Consider the following 18916-nt stretch of genomic DNA (forward strand, 5'->3'; position numbering starts at 1 on the left):
GCCCAGTGATTCAGGCAGCCTGAAAATTATAGCACTATGAGATGAGAGGGTGGACGATAACTAATTCATCTGACAACGGTATTGTTGTGGTATCTAACGCATACGCATAGGTTGGCTGATGAGCAGAGTTAGCAGTGTCAGTTGCGGTGTGGGTTGGGTTGGCGGTCAGCATATTGGGTAAGGAATCCGCCACCACTTCATAATCCAACTGATGGTCATCATGAATTGGGGTATCATCTGTTGATTGTGTGGTGGTTTCGGTTAAATCATGCTGGCTGATGGTTTCCCATGTTGCGGTACTGTTCACAGGTTCGCTGCTGCTTACTGCATCTTTGGTATCAGCTGCCACATCGTCCACTACTTCATAATCCGATTCAGCGGTGGTGTGGTATGCGTACACAGTATTGGCATTGGGTTGAATGTCGTAAGTGTATGCGGTGGCTGATTCATCGGTAGATGTGGTTTTTGCAGACAAATCCGCATAAACGCTGTTTTGTACATTGCTGTCTGGCACATAATATTGATGCGCTTGTGTATCGGTTTGGCTGGTGTTGGACGCAGCGCGATACACGTTATCGGCATTTTCATGTTCATGATGTGTTTGCCCATCGGTGGCGGATAAAGTATCCATTGCCGTGGTATCGTCTAATGTACGCGTTTCCCATTGTGGTGCTTGGTAAGCCGATTTCAGACGAGCCGCAGCGGCTTCATCAAAACGGTATTCCAATGCAGATGCGATATTTTTTAATGGATTACCGTAAGTATCTTGCCCAGTGGACAAGGTAATATACGGCGCACGCATATTTTGACCTGCTGGCGAATATTGCGACACGGGTTCACCAATCAAATCTTTGGTGGCAATTTGGAACGTGAAATCGCCTGTAATACCATTGGTTTTTGTGGTGTAGGTATGTCCATTGATGGTGGTGGTGATGGTGTGTACCATCTTCAAATCATTATCATCAAATCTAGATGCTAGTTGACCTTTAACTTCAATGTATTCAGCTTTTAATTCATCGGCACTCAAATAGTTATCACCCGTTAAATCGTCCAATTGGAGTTCCATATTGGTAGAAATTTTCACGAAATACTTCAATTCTGTGTTGACGGTTTGGGTTTCGCCATTTGCGGTGTGGGCAATTAAAGAGCCAGTGAGTGTACGGTCGCTTAATGTTTTACGGCGTGTTCCTGTCTCAACCATGTCATCAGTTGGTAAATCAAAACTGAATTTACCATCTGCTTGAACGGCTTGTTTGTATGTTGTGCCAGCAAGCGAGATAGACACGATATCACCAGCTTTAAAATCACCAATGACAGTGCCTGTTACACGAGTGGTGGTGTTTTGTTCGTATTCGGTTCGGGCGATGATGTTGTCTTCTGTAACCTTATCAAACACCACATCGGCCAATTGAGCTTGATAACTGGTATTCAGGCTGCCTGAAGCTTTGTTACCATAATTATCGGTTACATTGGCTACGATAGAAATATCATTGCTACCCCAATGCGCGTTTAATTCTGACCCTGCAACAGTAACAGTCCAATTCCTGCCCGATACGGTTGCAGCATGGGTTTTGCCATTGGCGATGACATTGACTTGTACATTGCTGTCGCTGGTGTCATATGTATCGTAATGGACTTTCCCAGAGAAAGTTACATTGCCTTGTAAATCATTCATTTTCAAGGTGGGTGCGGTGTCCAATTGAATGGTTGGAGTACTGGTGTAATTATTCACATCATAATTGGCGAATACTTCTTCACTGGTTGTTGTATTGCCCGCCACGTCTTGAGTATCCACAAAAACGCTGTATGTGCTATTTTGGGCTAATAATTCCCCTGGTACAGCAATATTGTAGGTATTGCCAACCAATTTGCCTTCAAAAGTACCATTGTTCCCGCCCAAAGTGATGGTTACTTTATCGCCATCGCGTGCATCGGCGACCATACCCGTGATGTTTACCATTACGCCAGCTTTGGCTTCATCGGCATTGATGTTGTTGTCGTCTCCAACTTTTCCGATGGTAATTCTTGGCGTAGTGATTTCGGTGATGACTTGGTAATCGCGAGTGGTTTCTACAGTGGCGGTATTGCCTGCATTGTCCACATCAACTTTGACTGCCACTTGCCCTGTTTTGCCATTGACGGTATCAGTGGCATTTTTGGCTAACAGGCTGCCTGAAATATTTTCAAACGTGAACGAACCATCATTTTGTACTGTTGTGGTGTGTGTGGTTGTACCGATGGTCAGCGTTACTGTACCGCCCACAGCATTGGTGGTTGTACCTGTGATGTTTACCGAATTCATGGATTCATTTTTGTTAATGATATTGTCTTCGGTAATGCTGTTGAGCGAAATGGTTGGTTGCGCAATATCCTTAACCACTTGATAAGTGTGAGTATAAGTATTGGTTGAAGTATTTTGTGCGTCATCGGAATTATTCACGGTTACGGTGAATTGTGCAGGACTGCGATCCAATTCTTTGCCCGATACTTTGAATAAGAATGAGCCATCGTTTGCCAAAATGGTGCTTGGGTAAGATGTATCGCCGATTCGCAAAATAACCGTGTCGCCGACGCGTGTATTGGTCGCATGACCTTTAATTTCAATGTCTTTGGCTTCCATTTTGCTTTCTTGCAAATTGATGATGTTGTCGCCTGTAATATTATCTACGGTGATATCGGGTTTCTTCAATTCAATATCTACTTGATAATTATGCGTAACTTCATTGCTGGTGCTTTGGTTGCCTGCGGTATCGGTGGCAATAACTTTAGCGGTTAATTGGGTTTGGGTAACCAAGTCGGCGTTAGGTACATCAATTGAATAAGTGTTGTTCACGACTTTGCCAGTGAATGTTTTGCCAGCAACGGTCAAAATCACTTCATCGTTATCACGCGCACCAGTGGTTGTCCCCGATACTTTGGTATAAGTTTGATTGGATTCTTGTAAATTCAATACATTATCTTCAGTAATCGGATTGACGGTAATGGTGGGTTGAGAGAGTGTGGTTTTAATTTCATAAGTCTGTTTAGCAGTCAATTCAGCCGAATTACCAGCATCATCACGACCTGTAACGGTTACGCTGAATTGAGGCGGCACTTGGGCGACCAATACCGAAGTCGGTACAGCTACACTGAATCCACTGTTTTTAACCGTACCAAAATATTTATTTGCGCCAACATAAATCACCACATCATCGCCTTCGCGCACATTTTTCAGGCTGCCTGAAAGCGTAGTCTGGGCTGCTGTTGATTCGACACGATTAATGATATTGTCCTGTGTAACTGGGTTGATGGTAATTTTAGGTTCAGGAGCTTCAATGTCAACTGTATAACCAATTAGTTGGCTATTGCTTGATTGGTTACCCAACGCATCACGTTTGGTTACACGGATTTCCACTTTAGCTGCGCCAGTACTGTCGGCGGCTTGTGCTAATTTTGCGCCGTCCACTGTGATTTCAAAGGTTTTGGCTTGAGAAACTTCTGTTTTGCCAATCACTTCTGTACCAATCAAGGCTTCTACCAAATCGCCATTTTGGGCATTTTCCACTGTACCTGTGATTTTTTGTTGGGTGGTGGATTCGGTTTTGTTGATGATATTGTCGCCGAATACTGGCAAATTCACATTCAAAACAGGTTGTTCAATGCTGGTAATGACTTGGTAAGTGTGTTCATAATGTGCGGTAGTGGTATTGCCTGCCTTGTCGCTGGCAGCCACATCAATCACAATTTTGTTGTTGGCGGCAGCGGCAGTCAAAACACTGGGTTCAACATTTAAGCTGAATCCATGATTTTTAATCAAAATATTTTCATACACTTTATCGCCGATGGTCACGGTTACTTTGTCGCCATCTTGTGTATTGCTGATGCTGCCCACGACTGGAATATTGGCTAAACCCAATTCTGATGAGCTGATGATATTGTCATGGGTAATATTGTTGATGGAAATAACAGGCGTTTCTGCAACTAAATCAACCGTATAAGCACGATTTGTGGTACTTGAATCCACGTTACCAGCCACATCAGTGCTGATGGCAGTGGCTTGGACTTTTAAATCGTTGGCTTGCAACAATACGGACGCGGGCACTTTTTGCGTGAATGTGCCATTGACCACATCAACCGTTTGTGTATACGAACCAATGACCAGATTCACTTTTTCAGTGCTGGCGATGGCGGTATTTTCTTTGGTAACGGTAACACTGCCTGAAATTTCAATATCTTGCTGCGATTCTGCTGCGTTGATGATGTCATCGGTGGCAATCGGATTCAGTTTCACTTCAACCGTGTTGGCGGTGTTGATGATTTCATAAGTTTTGCTGTTGCTGGCGGTAATGGGGTTGCCTACATTGTCTTTGCCATTGACGGTAGCGGTAAGGCTTTTCACATTGGCATTGAGTAAATCAGAAGTATTCATGTCCAAGCTAAAGTGTCCATTGACGACTTTAGTGGTTTTGTAATAATCGTTGCCATCAATTTGGAAAGTAACTTCGCTGCCTGTTGGTACTCCTGACACGCTGCCTGAAACCGTGATGATTTGTGAATTGGTTTCATCGCGGTTAATGATGCCATCTTGTGCAATGGCATCTAAGGTTAAAGTGGCTTGTCCAACAGTGGTTTGTACGGCGTAATCGGCTGTATTGCTGCCTGGAGTTTGACTACCAAATTCATCGGTAGCAATCACTTCCACGCGAATTTGTTTAGTGGTAGCCGTTGCTAATTCTGCGCCATTTACATTTACGGTAAATTGGTTGCCTGCCACTTCGCCCTTGCCAATTTCTTTATCGCCCAGATACACTTTTACCACGTCTTTATCACGCGCACCCGACACGCTGCCTGTAACAGGTACTTGCGTTTGTGATTCGGCCAAATTCACGGTGTTGTCATCGCCAGCCACGCTGGTCACGGTAACCACTGGCGCGGGAAGTGTTACCACTTCGTATTTGCCAATTTGTGAACCTGTTGCGGAGTTGCCTGCGGCATCGGTGGCAATGACTTCTACACGTACTTGGCTGTTGGTTTTTAAATCCGCGCCGTTCACATTCACATTGAATTGATTGGCTAAAATTTCGCCCGAACCAATTTCTTTATCGCCGACATAAATTTTGACTTTGTCGCCATCACGCGCACCCGACACGCTGCCCGAAACCGCTACTTCTTGTGTGGCTTCATTGGCGGTCAATTTATTGTCATCAGCCACGCTGTTGATGGTAATGATGGGTTCGGACAAAGTAGGGGTGGTGTAATTTTGGGTTTGGCTGGCGGATTTTTCGTTGCCAAATTTGTCTGTTGCGATGACTTCCACGCGAACAGATTTATCCGTAGCCACTGCCAAATCCGCGCCTTTGACGTTGACACTGAATTGGTTGCTTGAAACTTCGCCTTTGCCAATTTCTTTGTTGCCGACATAAATTTTGACTTTGTCGCCATCACGCGCCCCAGACACGTTGCCTGAAACCACTACATCTTGTGTGGCTTCGATTGTATTGATTTGATTGTCTTCGGAAATTGTTATTTTGCTAATCACAGGTGTTGCCAAAGTTGCCACTGTGTAATCCAGTGATTTTGTTCCTGTAATCTGTTGATTCAAATTGTCTTTTGTTGTGATTTCTACGGTTAATTTTGGGGTTTTGGCTGCTGCCAAAGTTGCGCCATCAACTTCTACGCTAAACGCATCAGCCGTTACTTTACCCTTGCCAATTTCCGTGCCGTCCAGCAAGACGCGTACTACATCGCCTGTTTTTGCGCCCGACACGCTGCCTGAAATCAACACTTTTTCGGCAGCTTCTTTTTCATTTAAAACGTCATCGTTGGCAATTTTTGTCAACGAAATTTGTGGCGCAGCCAATGAATCCAATGCGTAGGTTTTGTTGGCGGTAACGGTCATGCTGTTGCCAGCGTCATCGGTTGCCACGATTTCTACGTCAACGGTTTTGTTTTGCGCTTGAACTAATTTTGCACTATCTACTTCAATATTAAATTTATTTTGATTAATTTCACCCGTTGCCAATTCTACGCCGTCCAACAATACGCGCACTTTGTCGCCATCACGCGCTTGTGAGACGTTGCCTGAAATAGCAACTTTTGCAGCTGCCTCAGCAGAACTCAATACAAAATCATCGCCAGCAATTGCGGTAATTGTTACGGTGGGTTGATTTAATTTAACTAATTGATAAGCTTGAATTTTTGTGCCAGTTGCTGAATTGCCAGCGTCATCGGTTGCCATCACATCAATGCGCACATTTTTGTCGGTTGCGTTTGCCAAATCCGCGCCGTTGACATTCACATTGAATTGATTGGCTAAAATTTCGCCCGAACCAATTTCTTTGTCGCCGACATAAATTTTGACTTTGTTGCCATCACGCGCACCCGACACGCTGCCTGAAACCGCTACTTCTTGTGTGGCTTCAGTCGTGTTGATTTTGTTGTCGTCTGAAATGTGGACGTTGCTGATGGTCGGCGTTGCCAGTGTAACCACGCTGTATGCCTGATTCAGGCTGCCAGTTGCTGAATTGCCAGCGTCATCGGTTGCCATCACATCAACGCGCACATTTTTGTCGGTTGCGTTTGCCAAATCCGCGCCGTTCACATTCACATTGAATTGATTGGCTAAAATTTCGCCCGAACCAATTTCTTTGTCGCCGACATAAATTTTGACTTTGTCGCCATTACGCGCACCCGACACGCTGCCTGAAACCGCTACTTCTTGTGTGGCTTCAGTCGTGTTGATTTTGTTGTCGTCTGAAATGTGGACGTTGCTGATGGTCGGCGTTGCCAGTGTAACCACGCTGTATGCCTGATTCAGGCTGCCAGTTGCTGAATTGCCAGCGTCATCGGTTGCCATCACATCAACGCGCACATTTTTGTCGGTTGCGTTTGCCAAATCCGCGCCGTTCACATTCACATTGAATTGATTGGCTAAAATTTCGCCCGAACCAATTTCTTTGTCGCCGACATAAATTTTGACTTTGTCGCCATCACGCGCACCCGACACGCTGCCTGAAACCGCTACTTCTTGTGTGGCTTCAGTCGTGTTGATTTTGTTGTCGTCTGAAATGTGGACGTTGCTGATGGTCGGCGTTGCCAGTGTAACCACGCTGTATGACTGATTCAGGCTGCCAGTTGCTGAATTGCCAGCGTCATCGGTTGCCATCACATCAACGCGCACATTTTTGTCGGTTGCGTTTGCCAAATCCGCGCCGTTGACATTCACATTGAATTGATTGGCTAAAATTTCGCCCGAACCAATTTCTTTGTCGCCGACATAAATTTTGACTTTGTCGCCATCACGCGCACCCGACACGCTGCCTGAAACCGCTACTTCTTGTGTGGCTTCAGTCGTGTTGATTTTGTTGTCGTCTGAAATGTGGACGTTGCTGATGGTCGGCGTTGCCAGCGTAACCACGCTGTATGACTGATTCAGGCTGCCAGTTGCTGAATTGCCAGCGTCATCGGTTGCCATCACATCAACGCGCACATTTTTGTCGGTTGCGTTTGCCAAATCCGCGCCGTTGACATTCACATTGAATTGATTGGCTAAAATTTCGCCCGAACCAATTTCTTTGTCGCCGACATAAATTTTGACTTTGTCGCCATCACGCGCACCCGACACGCTGCCTGAAACCGCTACTTCTTGCGTGGCTTCAGTCGTGTTGATTTTGTTGTCGTCTGAAATGTGGACGTTGCTGATGGTCGGCGTTGCCAGTGTAACCACGCTGTATGACTGATTCAGGCTGCCAGTTGCTGAATTGCCAGCGTCATCGGTTGCCATCACATCAACGCGCACATTTTTGTCGGTTGCGTTTGCCAAATCCGCGCCGTTGACATTCACATTGAATTGATTGGCTAAAATTTCGCCCGAACCAATTTCTTTGTCGCCGACATAAATTTTGACTTTGTCGCCATCACGCGCACCCGACACGCTGCCTGAAACCGCTACTTCTTGTGTGGCTTCAGTCGTGTTGATTTTGTTGTCGTCTGAAATGTGGACGTTGCTGATGGTCGGCGTTGCCAGCGTAACCACGCTGTATGACTGATTCAGGCTGCCAGTTGCTGAATTGCCAGCGTCATCGGTTGCCATCACATCAACGCGCACATTTTTGTCGGTTGCGTTTGCCAAATCCGCGCCGTTGACATTCACATTGAATTGATTGGCTAAAATTTCGCCCGAACCAATTTCTTTGTCGCCGACATAAATTTTGACTTTGTCGCCATCACGCGCACCCGACACGCTGCCTGAAACCGCTACTTCTTGCGTGGCTTCTGCTTCATTTATGACGTTGTCGCTTGTAATTTTGACATTGCTAATTTTGGGTTTATCTAGAGTGGGCTGGGCCGCTGCTGGGGCATCGTTACCACCGCTACTACTATTACTGCTACCGCTATTACTGCTATTACCGCCTCCACCACTTGCTGCAGCCGTCACGCCAGCTAACGCCACTGCACCCAGCGCCCCCATCAAAATTTTGCTTGATGATGTCGCTAAAGCTGTACTGGAGGCGGATTGGGTTGTACTGGTAGACGAGGTACTCACCGCCGTAGTTGTGCTGACTTCGCTTGCTAATTGCGCGGTGGTTTCTGGGACGGCAGTTACAACATTGGTTGGCATTAGAGGCATGGCAGCTGGAGCGTTGGTGAGAGCCAAGGTAGCATCCATTTGCATTAAATTCAGGCTGTTGGTAATGGGTGAAAAATCGCCGTAGCCTGTTAACACAATTTCAGGTATTTTATCGTCTGCGTTGTCTAAAAATAACCATAAATCATTACCCACTTCTTGCATTTTGGGTTCATAAATCAGTACACCCTTTTCATTTAAAATTTGGTAACGCGCGCCTGCTTGTGCAGGAATCTTCACGGTTTGGTTACTGGTTAAATGAATGGTTTTTGTTTGATTTTGATGAATAATGTTAAGTGTATATTGAGACATGGCTATGGCTTCCAAAAAAAGTTTGGCTGAATACAGAACTTGAGTGTATGGATATTGTTTAATATGGTTAAACCAATTTGACAGTTTAGCACAAATTCCTTATTTTTAGGGAAGTTGCATTGAAAAATAGTCCGAAAATAAGGGCAGAAAAAATGAATTTTCTGCCCCAGTTTTTTTCAGGCTGCCTGAAAGATTTTATCCTGAAAGATTTTATTACATTGAACCATCGTTTTGTAACAACGTAAACAATGGCACATTATTGGCACGAATTTTTTTGCCGCCTTCCAAATCGGTAAATTCCAATACTGCGCAAGCTTCCACGATGTTGCCACCCGAACGGCGAATCAATTCCACCCCCGCGAGCATTGTGCCACCAGTTGCCACTAAATCATCAACCAACAGCACACGTGATGCAGGTTTGATGGCATCTTTGTGGATTTCCACAGTGGCTTCGCCGTATTCCAATGCGTAGGTTTGCGAGATGGTTTCGTATGGTAATTTGCCTTTTTTGCGAATTGGCACAAATCCGACATTTAATTGATACGCCAACGCCGCACCCATGATGAATCCACGTGCATCTAAACCCGTAACCACATCAATTTGTTGCCCCATATAGCGGTAAGTTAGCAAATCAATTAATAAGCGAAAATATTCAGGGCTTTGCAATACAGGCGTAATGTCATGAAACAAAATACCCTCTTGCGGAAAATTCGGTATTTTGCGGATTTTTTCGGCTAGCGCATCAACGCCCATTAAATCTGGGTGGTATAACATATTTATTTTCCTATTGAAAATCAAGACAGCATTAACACCAAATAAAATAGTTGCACAATCAAAATAATCAGCGCAGCAATCACAGCAATGGTCCAATTTAAATCATTGCGCGTGCCGGTAGCGGCTGCTAGCATGGCAACGGCTTGTTGATTGGTCATGGGAATTTCGTTGAATTTTGCGCCATCGCTGGGTAATGTGTTTGCATTTGCCTGACCATCGCCCATTACCGTGAACACTAAGCTTCCTGTATTGATTGTAATATTATTTTTAGAATCAATAGGTTCATTTGAAACTGGATTGATGTTGACTTGGGGTATCTGTTGATTAGCAGTTTTGTAATCAAGCAAATTAAACGCAACGGGACTTTGCTGATTAACTTCAGCAAAAGGCGTTTTGGCTTCAGCTTTGGGAATGCGATAATGCAAAGGCGGTAAATCCGCTAATGGTTTTATTTTATTAGATTTTTTATTTTTCAATTTGGCTTGAGGTTTTTTAGGAAAGCCATGGGTAGGAAAAATCGGGTCATCATCGCCAATATCATCAAATGGAGATTTGCTGGCTTTTTTGGCATTGGCAGGTAAAGTTTGTGCAGGCGGTGCATTTTTTTTGCTTTTTTTCACCAAACGGAAAATGTGTTGGCATTCATGGCACACCACACGCCCTTGAGTTTCCATTAATTTTTCTTCTGCGATTTTCAATGCAGATTTGCAGCTTGGGCAGCTTACTTTAATCATGCTCATTTATTTTGTTCCTTGCAAAGATTAAGCGCGTTTGGTGCCATTGAGACATGCCCAACCGCTTTCAATTATCGCCGTATTCATATCAAACCATTGCGAATAAATTTGATTCATTTCATCAACTTGTTCTGCCAAAATGCCTGATAACACAATTTGTCCGCCGATTCGAGTACGTGCCGCCAACATTTCACCCAACATCCGCAACGGATTGGCAAGAATATTTGCCACCACCACATCAAATTGACCTTCAGGCAGCGTGTCAGGCAAATAAAAAGCTGCCTGAACATGGTTTTGTGTGGCATTGTCTTGGCTAGCGATGATGGCTTGTGGGTCAATGTCCACGCCAGTCGCGCTGCCTGCACCCAATTTCAACGCCGCAATTGCCAAAATGCCCGAACCACAACCATAATCCAACACATTTTCGCCACCTTGCAAATGCAAATCTAGCCATTGTAAACACAAATGTGTGGTGGGATGGCTGCCTGTACCAAACGCCAAACTAGGATCTAAGCGCAAATTCACGGCATTTTCATCAGGCGTTTCGTGCCAAGTTGGGGTAATCCACAAGCGTTCGGAAATTTGAATTGGGTCAAACTGCGATTGTGTTAAACGCACCCAATCTTGCTCTTCTAAAGTGTCCAGTTGATAATTTTCAATATTTAAATCAAGTTGTTGAAAAACTTCATTAATCAATGAACTTGCATCGGTTTGATTGTCAAACAGTGCGACCACAAGGCTTTGTTGCCACAATTGTTGTTGTGGCATATCGGGTTCGCCGAAAATTTCTTGTTCGGCGGTTGTGCCAGCGTAGGCATCTTCAATCGCCACCGACAACGCTCCCACTTCCATCAAAGCATCGGACAACAATTCAGCAACGGTTTCGGCAACTGGAATACTTGCTTGTAAATAAGACATTTGAACGCAAAACGTAGAGTAAAGACATAATTTTACCATCAAATGACATTTCTTAAAAATGGATTGTGGGGTAGGGGGCGAATTTTGTGGTAAAACATCATTTTCAGGCTGCCTGCCATAGATATATTTTAGTAAAACACCGGTGTTGCCAAACATCGTACGGGCGAACAAGAATGGGTATGGCGGCGATACGCCATGTTTTTAAATTCAAAATAATTTTGTTTTCAGGCAGCCTGAAAAATATTGGGACAATATGTTTTTCATTGAAAAACTTGCAATTTGCTTATCTCATGGTTAAAATCGCGTGTTTTATAAATTTAGTTTCCTTTAGGAGTCATCACATGGCAAATAGCGCACAAGCACGCAAACGCGCCCGTCAATCATTGAAAGCTCGCGCTCACAACGCTAGCTTGCGTACTGCATTTCGCACCGCAGTGAAAAAAGTGTTGAAAGCTGTTGAAGCTGGCGACAAAGCAGCTGCTCAAGCATCTTACCGCGAAAACACCAAAATTTTAGACCGCATCGCCGATAAAGGCGTGTTTCATAAAAATAAAGCAGCTCGTCATAAAAGCCGTTTGTCTGCTAAAATTAAAGCAATGGCTTAATTTCGCAATTGCTTATTGATTTAAGTGTAAACCTGTTGTCTCAAAAAAAGGCGACAGGTTTTTTCTTTCAGGCAGCCTGAAAAATAATAAAATTTAAAATTAATAACTATATGATAATGAATAAAATTTTTCCTATTTTGTTGTGTTTGGTGTTGGCGGCTTGCTTTGAAGTACCTGTGGAAGAAAACACCATCGCCCCCAAAAGTACACGTGTCGAACCTTTGAGCGCGGAACAAGTTTTAAAAGAAAATTCGTCAGAAGCATTGCGATTTGAACCCATTCCCAATAGTAGAATCCGCTTTTTTGATGCACAAGGGCGATTGATGGAAAGTGGCGTAAAAGGCGGATTTTATCGCAAAGTGTTGGGTAGAACGCCACATAATAGATTGGTTTTACAAGATTTTTATCAAGATAATGACAAACCATATACTTTGCCGTTTGTGGCGGTTGCAGATGCGCAATTGAAAATTTTTAATGGTGCTGCGGTTCGTGATAGCCGTACAGTTTGGTTACAACCTGATGGTTCTGTGGCGCGAGTGTCTGAATTTCGTAACGGTAAAGCGGTGGGGGAGTCTTGGTTTTATCATCGCAATAAGCCGTTTGCGTATATTAAATTATTGAATGATAAACCGAAAAAAACAGATGCACCCATTGCAGCATCGGCTGCCAGTGCCGTGAATGCGTCTGAGCCTGTTGTGGCAATTGTCAAAAAAAATAAGCCAGTCAACTCATTGAAAAAAATAAACAAACCAATCATCAATCATTCGTCAGCACCTGAAGAACCCGACCGGTCATTGAGTCAAGGAGCGGCGTTGATGTATTTTTTCTATCCAAATGGCGTGTTGATGGCTGAAATTGAAACCGATGGTAATAAGCAAAATAAAATCACATTGTATTATCCCAATTCGGCGACCATGATGCAGATTGAAGACGATGGTTCGCAAAGTTCTCGCGCAGCTTGGGACGCGAAAGGGCAGAAAGTAACACCGTCTGATGTGTCGGTGGAAGCTGATGTGTTGGCGTTACGAATTGAATACGGCTTGAATTTGATGGGACGTGGTCAGGGGGTGTTGGCAGAATTATTAAGCCAATAAATTTTTCAGGCTGCATTTGAATTTGGTATTCAAATGCAGCCTGAAAAATTTAAATCACGCCATATTTCGTGCGATACGCTTGCATGGGCTCAATAAATTGTGCCAAATCTGTGCTTCGGTTTTGCTCTAACATTGTGAATAAATCCAATAAGTTGGCAATCGCTACCACAGGTAAACCGTATTGTTGCTGCACTTCTTGCACGGTTGAAAGTTCGCCAGTGCCTTTTTCCATGCGGTCTAGTGCAATTGCCACACCAGCAGGTGTTGCGCCTGCTTGTTTAATCAATTTGACGCTTTCGCGCACCGACGTGCCTGCGGAAATCACATCATCAATAATCAACACACGTCCTTGTAATGGCGCACCCACCAGCGTACCACCTTCGCCGTGGTCTTTGGCTTCTTTGCGATTGTAGGCAAATGGTACGTTTACGCCTTTTTCGGCAAGCATCATTGCGGTTGCTGCGGCAAGAATAATGCCTTTGTAGGCAGGTCCAAACAGCATATCAAATTCTATTTTGCTTTCTAAAATCGCTTGCGTGTAGAACCGCGCCAATTGTAATGTGGACGCGCCGTTATTGAATAAACCTGCGTTGAAAAAATAGGGTGATTGACGACCTGCTTTCGTGGTGAATTCGCCGAACTTTAAGACATTTTGTTGTAGGGCGAATTGTAAGAAATCTTGGCGGAATTGGGACATTTGAGGTTTCCTTATTTTTGCATGGAGAAAAGATGTTCAGGCTGCCTGAAAGCAGAATCAGCACGAATTATCGTATAATTTATGAAGTCGGCGTTTGCTGCGATTCAACCATCACATCAAACGCCATTATTTTTTTATCATGATTTAAGAAGTTAAAGCCAAACTGCGTTCAAATACCTTGCTGTCTAATAGCGCATTCAGCGCAATTTCCACATCATTAGCGGTATGACACAAAAAATGGTGATCATCAAAATGCAATGTGATTGGGAACGTATGGTAGGGGTGATCATACGTCCAATACGCAATATTCGCTAAAAACACATTTCCTAAACCATGTAAGGCAATGTAACCACCATCATCATTGGGATTGGCTTCATCTTTAATGAAATGACGAAAATGTAAACTCATATGCTTGTATGCAAGAACTTGATTACATTGTAATTTAAATTCCTCCAGCGCTGCAAACACACTGGCTTCGGGTAACCGATAACCTGCTTGATTAATGCTATTGAGTAATTTTTCAAAATATTGTGCCATGTAAATAACCTATTTCAGTAATTAACGAATTTTCAAGGTACTCAAACCAATCAAAACCAATACAATTGTAATAATCCAAAAACGAACAACAACTTGTGTTTCTTTCCAACCTTTTTGTTCATAGTGATGATGAATCGGTGCCATTAAGAAAATGCGTTTTTTCGTGTGTTTATACCAGCCCACTTGCAGCATAACCGATAATGCTTCCACCACAAACAAACCACCCATAACCACCAATATAAATTCTTGGCGAATAATCACCGCCACTGTACCCAAAGCCGCTCCCAATGCCAATGCACCCACATCGCCCATAAAGACTTGCGCAGGCGCAGCATTAAACCACAAGAAACCCAAACACGCCCCACACATCGCCGTACAAAAAATAACCACTTCATTCGCACCCGATACAAATGGTAATTGCAGATATTGGGCAAATTGAGCGTGTCCCGTTACATACGCAAAAATCGCTAAACCCCCAGCCACCAAGACCACAGGAAATGCCGCCAAACCGTCCAAACCGTCCGTTAAATTTACGGCGTTAGACGTACCAACAATCGTGAGATAGCTCAAAAGCATGAACCCCACCACACCCAATGGCAACGCCACTTGTTTGAAAAATGGCACAATTAAAATATTATTTGTGTTATTTTTTGCCATATAAAACAAAGCAAAACCAGCACCGATAGCAACCAAAGTTTGCCAAACCATCTTGAATTTAGCCGACACACCATTTGGGTCTTTATACACGACTTTGCGCCAGTCATCATAAAAACCCAATGCACCCGTCGCCAGCATCACACCCAGCAAAATCCAAATATATGCGTTATCTAAATCCCCCCACAATAAAGTAGACAGGGTAATAGCAGTCAAAATCAGTACCCCCCCATGGTTGGCGTACCATTTTTAATCAAATGCGTTTTGGGACCATCGGTGCGTACCGCTTGTTCTGCTTTCAATGCCATCAATTTACGAATCGTCCATGGACCCAACATGAGACTAAATGCCAACGCCGTCAATGTTGCCATTACCGCGCGAAATGTGGTGTATTGCACCAAATTAAAGCCCGTAATATATTGTTGTAAATATTCAGCCAGGTAGAGTAACATATTGAATTCCTAAGATTTTTAATAAATGGGTGTGTTTATTTCAGGCAGCCTGAAAAAAATTATTGTTGTGCATTAATCAAAAAATGGCACAATTTGACGTAAAGTTGCATATTTTACTGGTTCATTCATGAATTAGGCAAAGAATTGTAGAAATTTTTTTCAGGCAACCTGAAAATTATTCTTGTGGCATTAAAGCCATCACCACTTCTTCCATCTTCATAAATCGCGAACCCTTAACCAATACACTTGCGTTTTCGGCTAAATCATGTGTCAATGACAAAATCAACGGGTCTTTATCCACAAACCATAAACCGTCCGCGCCAAATTTTTCGGCAGCCTGAACGCTGTTTTCGCCAACAAAATACGCCAATTCAATACCTAGATTTTTTGCGTAAATACCGATTTCTTCATGCATTTTAGGGGCTTCGTTTTCGCCTAATTCACCCATATCGCCCATCACGAATACACGTGGCGCAGGCATTTTCGCCAACACATCTAATGCAGCTTTCATGCTATCGGGATTGGCGTTGTAAGTGTCATCTAAAATGGTACTGTTTTTGATGCCGTGTTTGACTTGTAAACGTCCTTTAATGTTCGCAAAATTCGCCAAACCGCGTGCAATTTCCGTTAATTTTACGCCGCCTGCCAACGCCAAAGCCGCTGCCGCACACGCATTACTCACATTGTGTCTACCCGCAACAGGTAATGTAATGTGAACACATTCCGAACCTTGTATCAAATCAAATTCACTCGCAAGCGGTTGTAATACCAAATTTTCTGCATGAATATCGCCTTGCGCAAAACCAAATGTTTGCGTTTGCAAATTCAAATTTTTGCAGGCTGCCTGAAAAATCGGTAAGTTCGCATCATCAATTGGCAAAATTGCTAAACCATCTTGTTGAATACCTTGATAAATTTCACTTTTTGCGCGTGCAATATCGTCCACGCCATTAAATCCGCAACCAATATGCGCTCGCATTGCGTTGTTCACAAGAGCAACATTCGGTTGCGCAATTTGCGTTAAAACCGCCAATTCGCCAAAATGGTTCATGCCCATTTCAATCACAGCATAACGATGATTTTCACGTAAATTCAATAAGGTAAGCGGTAATCCGATGTGATTGTTAAAATTACCAGCCGTTGCCAACACTGCATCCGCACCGAATTTTTCGCGTAACACGGTTGCCAACATTTCTTTGACGGTGGTTTTGCCGCTAGAACCTGTTATACCAAACACGAATGGATTGATGACTTGACGCCAAGCTTTTGCCAATTTTTGTAATGCAATCAAAGTATCATCAACTTTCAGGCAGCCTGAAACACCAACAAAATCATCACGCGACACCAACGCCAATGCACCTTTTGCCAACACGTCCGCTACAAAATCATGCGCGTCATGATTTTCGCCAATCAATGCCACAAATAAATCACCCGATTGAGCTTGTCGGCTGTCTGTGATGATGCGGTTGATGGTTTGGTTAGTTTGTGGTTTGGGTAGGTTTAGGGTTTCGCAGATAAAGTTTAAAGTTAAAGTTTTCATTATGAATTTATCCAATTTTTGATTGCATTGACAATAGCTGGCGCAAAAGCAGGTAATTTCCCATTTTCAGGCATCATAATATCATCACAAACGGATTGTAATAACTCATCATCTTCCACATCAATTGGATTGCCTAAACCTTGCACATACAGCATATTCGCAATGGCTTGCTTTCTTGATTCGCATAATTTTCGCTGATTTAATTGCAAAATATCAATTGATTGTTTTGCTCGTTCTGTTTTTCCAACCATCTCTCCATTGATTTTAAATTTAAATTCGGTTTCACATTCGTCCATCAAAGGCGTAAGTAAAAGAATGTGCGAATCTTTTGAACCATCGCAATGCCCTTTTGCATTGCAACTCGCTACAATATTATTGAAATCCATAGATAAATTTGGGAAATGATGGCGTGGCTGAATATGCTCATTCATCGTATCCACATTTGTTCCTGAAATTTCTTTGCAGCAATAAGCGCATAAATAATATTGTTCTTCTGTGCATGTTTGACGAATATCTTGGCGGACATTTTCATCTTTTAAATCTTTATATTGATGAGTAGGGTTATTTCGTTTGTATTGAGTCAAACTATTAGGTTCATGAGTTTTTTGAATTTTTCTCATGACGGATTTCCTGTTTTTTGAGTAAAAGTTGTGCTTTGGCTAATTCCAAATTATTTTCAGGCAGCTCTTGGTGCAATTCAGTTAATTTTACTTTGGCATCATCTAATTGATTATACTGAATTAAATCTAATAAATTATTCAATTTTTGAGTAACTTCTTCGTTGCGAATCGCCGTTTCCATAGCATTCAACAAAACCGTGTTTGCATCTTGCCCGTATTGTGATGGGATTTGCTGCATTTCGCCATTTTCCAATGAATAAACAACAATATCTTTGCTATCACTAATCACAAGTGGCGAATGGGTACTCAACACAAATTGGCAATTGGGGAACGTTTTGGTTAAACGCGCAATCAATTGGCGTTGCCATTGTGGGTGCAAGTGCAAATCTGCTTCGTCAATCATCACAATACCTTGACTATTCAAGGGATTTTCCAAACTTGGGTTAAGCATTGCCAAACGGCGCGCAATATCACCGACCAATGCCATTAGGGATTTTTCGCCTTGTGAAAGTTGAATAACATCAAATTCCTGATTATTTTTACGAACCAGCATTTTTTGCTTAGGTTTACGCTGAATATGAATCTCTTCAAAACCTGTAAATTCTTGAATAGCTTGTTTTACATAAGCTAATTTTGTTTCGTTTTTTAATCTATTTTCTGCTTGGTGTAAATTATCTTTCACTTTTTCCACAACTGCTCTATCTATATTATGTTGCCTTAATATATTGACCAATTCAGGCGGTAATTTTGGTATATCTTTATATATTTCATTTTCAGCATCTTCTTCATTTCTAAACCATTCAAAAAATCGCCGAAAATCCACACCCATATTTAAAGCATTATCATAACCATTAATCTGTTCAAAAGAATGTTTTTCTCTAATTTTTAATGGAATATCTAATACGCTGCGTTCAACAGGATAAAAAGCCAATATCGGCAAATCAGCTTGTGCATTTTCCGTTAAATTGGTGCGGTAAATATCCGCCAACGAATTGATTGCTTTCAAATCAGTAGAAAACTGATTTTTCCGACCTTGTTTAGATTTGCTAATCTGCCATGTAAATGATTGTTCTGCATTTTTAACATTCACATTCAGTACTACCATACCCGAAGATTGCCCATTCATAATCACTTCTTCGGGAATATCCAAACCGCGCCCACGTTCGCTACGAATACGTGCAGACAGCCAATTTAATGCCGTAACCAGCGATTTCAGCACAGTCGTTTTACCAGAGCCATTATTTCCAATAAAAACAGTAACTTTTGGCGCATTGTCATTAAATGGCGCGAGTGGAATCGTCAACTCTTTAAATTGACCAATATTGTGTAATGTAATGGATTTAACTTGCATATTTATTCCTTTCAGGCTGCCTA

Annotated in this window: 11 protein-coding genes and 1 pseudogene; 2 read left to right on the forward strand and 10 right to left on the reverse strand. The window is 42.8% G+C overall.

All coding sequences use genetic code 11. The features are described from left to right. Positions 1-34: 34 nt before the first annotated feature. The 4 genes from BWP33_RS13305 to prmA form a co-directional block, all read right to left on the reverse strand. The gene (locus BWP33_RS13305; protein WP_425319631.1) at positions 35-8917 is read right to left on the reverse strand and encodes an Ig-like domain-containing protein; all 8883 of its coding nucleotides are present in this window, start codon (positions 8915-8917) and stop codon (positions 35-37) included. A gap of 213 nt (positions 8918-9130) precedes the next feature. Then, positions 9131-9691, reverse strand: coding sequence for an adenine phosphoribosyltransferase (locus tag BWP33_RS05710; protein ID WP_104930331.1), 561 nt, complete (start codon positions 9689-9691; stop codon positions 9131-9133). Positions 9692-9711: 20 nt separating this feature from the next. Beyond that, the gene (locus tag BWP33_RS05715) at positions 9712-10431 is read right to left on the reverse strand and encodes a zinc-ribbon domain-containing protein (RefSeq protein ID WP_002641943.1); all 720 of its coding nucleotides are present in this window, start codon (positions 10429-10431) and stop codon (positions 9712-9714) included. A gap of 21 nt (positions 10432-10452) precedes the next feature. After that, entirely contained in the window at positions 10453-11343 is an 891-nt protein-coding gene (gene prmA / locus BWP33_RS05720) for a 50S ribosomal protein L11 methyltransferase (RefSeq protein ID WP_104930434.1), read from the reverse strand. A gap of 341 nt (positions 11344-11684) precedes the next feature. On the opposite strand from prmA, the gene rpsT reads away from it, so the two are divergent. Both rpsT and BWP33_RS05730 read left to right on the forward strand, forming a co-directional pair. Continuing rightward, positions 11685-11948: a 30S ribosomal protein S20 gene (rpsT, locus tag BWP33_RS05725; protein WP_002641941.1), complete on the forward strand. Its 264-nt coding sequence runs from the start codon at positions 11685-11687 to the stop codon at positions 11946-11948. A gap of 116 nt (positions 11949-12064) precedes the next feature. Continuing rightward, a complete protein-coding gene (locus BWP33_RS05730) occupies positions 12065-13042 on the forward strand; it encodes a hypothetical protein (RefSeq protein WP_002641940.1) in 978 nt (325 codons plus the stop codon). A 49-nt stretch (positions 13043-13091) separates the two neighbouring features. On the opposite strand, the gene pyrE is transcribed toward BWP33_RS05730, so the two are convergent. The 6 genes and pseudogenes from pyrE to BWP33_RS12955 form a co-directional block, all read right to left on the reverse strand. Beyond that, positions 13092-13739 carry an orotate phosphoribosyltransferase gene (pyrE, locus tag BWP33_RS05735; protein WP_002641939.1) on the reverse strand — a complete coding sequence of 216 codons (648 nt, stop codon included), beginning with the start codon at positions 13737-13739 and terminating at the stop codon, positions 13092-13094. Positions 13740-13883: 144 nt separating this feature from the next. Further along, on the reverse strand, positions 13884-14276 hold the full coding sequence (locus tag BWP33_RS05740; RefSeq protein WP_002641938.1) for a hypothetical protein: 393 nt from the start codon (positions 14274-14276) through the stop codon (positions 13884-13886). 21 nt (positions 14277-14297) lie between these two features. Then, positions 14298-15382 (reverse strand): annotated as a pseudogene (mraY, locus tag BWP33_RS05745) (phospho-N-acetylmuramoyl-pentapeptide-transferase). A 175-nt stretch (positions 15383-15557) separates the two neighbouring features. Then, a complete protein-coding gene (locus tag BWP33_RS05750; RefSeq protein ID WP_002641936.1) occupies positions 15558-16922 on the reverse strand; it encodes a UDP-N-acetylmuramoyl-tripeptide--D-alanyl-D-alanine ligase in 1365 nt (454 codons plus the stop codon). Further along, a complete protein-coding gene (locus BWP33_RS05755; RefSeq protein ID WP_002641935.1) occupies positions 16922-17542 on the reverse strand; it encodes a retron system putative HNH endonuclease in 621 nt (206 codons plus the stop codon). Before BWP33_RS05755 ends, BWP33_RS05750 begins: the two co-directional genes overlap by 1 nt. After that, on the reverse strand, positions 17517-18893 hold the full coding sequence (locus tag BWP33_RS12955; protein WP_002641934.1) for an AAA family ATPase: 1377 nt from the start codon (positions 18891-18893) through the stop codon (positions 17517-17519). Before BWP33_RS12955 ends, BWP33_RS05755 begins: the two co-directional genes overlap by 26 nt. Positions 18894-18916: the final 23 nt, after the last annotated feature.

This window comes from Simonsiella muelleri ATCC 29453, assembly GCF_002951835.1.
In the GTDB taxonomy this organism is placed as follows: Bacteria; Pseudomonadota; Gammaproteobacteria; order Burkholderiales; family Neisseriaceae; genus Simonsiella; species Simonsiella muelleri.